This is a genomic window from Mucilaginibacter sp., from assembly GCF_039207105.1.
Lineage (GTDB): Bacteria > Bacteroidota > Bacteroidia > Sphingobacteriales > Sphingobacteriaceae > Mucilaginibacter.
In genome coordinates this window covers 1-3,346 of record NZ_JBCECK010000276.1, presented here as the reverse complement: position 1 = coordinate 3,346, position 3,346 = coordinate 1, and the positions used below count along the sequence as shown (strand labels likewise).

At 43.3% G+C, this 3,346-nt stretch carries 3 protein-coding genes; all 3 read right to left on the bottom strand.

Translation table 11 applies throughout. The features are described 5' to 3' along the window. Positions 1-39: 39 nt before the first annotated feature. A complete protein-coding gene (murG, locus tag AAGC65_RS25465) occupies positions 40-1,149 on the bottom strand; it encodes an undecaprenyldiphospho-muramoylpentapeptide beta-N-acetylglucosaminyltransferase (RefSeq protein WP_343115271.1) in 1,110 nt (369 codons plus the stop codon). Positions 1,150-1,277: 128 nt separating this feature from the next. Then, entirely contained in the window at positions 1,278-2,423 is a 1,146-nt protein-coding gene (locus AAGC65_RS25460) for a putative peptidoglycan glycosyltransferase FtsW (protein WP_343115270.1), read from the bottom strand. A gap of 108 nt (positions 2,424-2,531) precedes the next feature. Continuing rightward, on the bottom strand, positions 2,532-3,346 hold an 815-nt coding region (gene murD / locus AAGC65_RS25455), incomplete at its 5' end, for a UDP-N-acetylmuramoyl-L-alanine--D-glutamate ligase (protein ID WP_343115269.1).

Genomic DNA, 3,346 nt, shown 5'->3' with positions numbered 1-3,346 from the left:
AAAAGGCCCTCCCCTTTGGGGAGAAGGAGGACCATAATTTTAATTGTTGTTGTTTGTTATTATCTTTAATAGTTCCCGGGCTATAACTTCATCGGCATTTGGCATGGCCATTTTACCAATATTTACACCCAGTTTCTTTTGTTGTTCTCTGTCGTTTAATAATTCAAGCGCCCTGTCAACCAGCTTCGCTTCCGCATCTCTATCGGCTAAAAACACAGCTGCTTCTTCCTGTACCAGTGCCAGCGCGTTTTTGGTTTGGTGATCTTCGGCCACATTTGGCGACGGCACCAGAATCACCGGTTTTTTAACCATGCAAAGCTCGGCAATCGTACCCGCACCGGCCCGCGATATAATAATATCGGCAGCGGCATAAGCCAGGTCCATCCGCGATAAAAACTCGGTTATCTTAATATCAGGGTGGTAATCTTCACCCAGTTTCTCGATGATCTGTTTATAGTAGAATTTACCGGTTTGCCAGATGATCTGTACATCGGCGGCTATCAGTTTATCAAGACCTGCCAGTATGCTGTTATTCAATGTACGTGCACCCAGGCTGCCACCTGTTATGAGTATTGTTTTTTTAAATGCCGATAACTTATAAAGTTCCAGCGCCTGCATATGCTTACCTGCAATATTTACCGAATCTCTGCGGATAGGGTTGCCTGTTTTTATAATTTTACCGGCAGGGAAAAACTGCTCCATGCCATCAAATGCCACACATATTTTTTGGGCGTGCTTACCCAGCCATTTATTTGTAATACCTGCATAAGAGTTTTGCTCCTGTATGAGGTATGGTATATTTTTTAACGATGCCGCATACAATAACGGCCCAGAAGCATAGCCCCCAACACCAACCGCAGCATCGGGCTTAAAATCTTTTATAATTTTAAGTGCCTTGCGCACACTACCAATAAGCTTAACAGGGAACATTACGTTTTTCCAGATCGATTTACGCTGAATTCCCTGAATATCCAGCCCAATGATCTTATAACCGGCTGCCGGAACTTTTTCCATTTCCATACGACCGTTGGCACCTACAAACAATATTTCGGTAGCCGGATCAATATTTTTTAAAGCATTGGCAATAGCAATGGCCGGGAAGATGTGTCCTCCTGTTCCGCCGCCGCTTATGATAATTCTTTTTGCCATGTTTTATAAAATTCTAATCTCTAAAAAATGCTAAAACCTAAATTCTAAACTCTAACTTGTTAGGCAATTTTACTCACCACTCACCACTCACCACTCACCACTCACCACTCACCACTCACCACTCACCATTACGCCGTCCTGATCTCGCCTACTACTACTTTCTTTGGTTCTTCAATATCCCTGCTTACGGATAATATAATGCCAAAGGCCACGCTCGTAAATAATAATGATGTACCACCCATACTCACAAACGGCAGCGGAACACCTGTTACCGGGCCTAAGCCTACTGCCACGGCCATATTAGCAAAAGCCTGTATAGTTAAACTAAAACTCAACCCGCATGCCAGCAAAGCCCCGAAGGCTTTTGGCGCTTTTGTTACAATTTTTATACACCTGTATAGTAGAAACAGGTAAATGCCAATTAAGGCAAACCCGCCTACCAGGCCATACTCCTCAATAATAATGGCGTATATCTCGTCGGAGTATGACTCGGGCAGGTAATTTCTTTCAGTACTGTTACCAGGGCCTTTTCCAAACAAACCGCCGCTGGCAATGGCTATTTTAGCATGATCTGACTGGAAGGACTTATCGGGCTTAGCTTGCTCCGGGTGTAAAAACGTACTTACCCTTGTCGCATACATGTGCCTCCTGGGGCCCAAAAACAATACACCTAATAGTAAAATAAAGCCTGCACCACAAACCACCGCTATTTGCTTGATACTGATACGCCCAATAATGAGCAGCAAAATACTCACCCCAAACAGCATCAGCGCGGTTGATAAGTTAGCCAGTGCAATCAGTATAAACACCAAACAAACCGAACCCATAATGGGTAAAAACGATTCTTTTACATCCTTGATATTCTCCTGCTTGCGCGATAATGTACGTGCCAGGTAGGTGATCAGTGCCAGCTTAGCCAAATCGGATGTTTGAAAACTCAACCCAATTACCGGAATGTTGATCCACCGGCTTGCGTTATTGATGTGGCTACCAAATACCAATGTGTATAACAACAATGGTATGGTTACGATCATCATGATCTTGGATATACCGGCATAGTACCTATAATCAAGCTTATGCGAAATATACATGAGCGCAATGCCGCCTACCACCATAGCCAGGTGTTTCATCAGGATCGATTCAACCCCAACCCCTCTCTTATATGCCAGCGTACCAGTTGAACTGTATACAGCCAATAAGGATATAACAGAAAGCAATATGACTATTAGCCATATCCAGCGGTCGCCTTTTGTATTACTGAGTATCCTGTGCATAAGCCCCCTCTAAATCTCCCCCTAAAGGGTGAGCCTTTTTATTTAATATTCGTTAATTCAACTTTTCCATAATCTAAACCCTCATTCCCCCTTTAGGGGGCAAGGGGCTTACAATTCCCTCACTGCCGCTTTAAACTGGTTGCCGCGGTCTTCGTAATTTTTAAAAAGATCAAAGCTTGCGCATGCGGGTGACAATAATACGGTATCGCCTTTTTCGGCCAGGTGAAACGCTACCTGTACCGCTTCCTGCGCCGAGCCGGTATTTACGATCACATCTACATCTTCTTCAAAAGCATCATGAATGCGTTTGTTGTCTTTACCCAGGCAAACAATAGCTTTCACCTTTTGCTTCACCAGTTGTTTAAGCATGCTGTAGTCATTTCCCTTATCAACACCACCCAAGATCAACACCACATCAGTAGTCATGCTTTCTAAAGCGTACCAGGTTGAGTTAACGTTGGTGGCCTTTGAATCATTAATGAAACTAATTCCCGATATTTTACCAACCGACTCCAGCCTGTGCTCGATGTTTTTAAAGTTGCCCATGCTCTCTCTCATCGATTCGTTGCGCAGCTCAAGCACCTTTGATACAATGCCAGAAGCCATTGAGTTGTAAATGTTGTGCTTGCCCTGCAGGGCTAATTCTTTAATTGACATTTGAAAATGTTCTTGTTGTGTGTTAATGACAATATTGTCGTTTTCGAGATATGCTCCCGGTTTAATCTTAGTTTCAATTGAAAAGGGTAACTGTTGTGCTTCAAAACTACGTCCGGCCATACCTTTAATGGTTTCCGGATCATCGGCACAGAAAATAAAATAGTCGGCCGCTGTTTGATTTTGCGTTATACGGAATTTTGATGCCGCGTAATTTTCCAGCTTATAATCATACCTGTCTAAATGGTCAGGCGTAATATTGAGCAAAA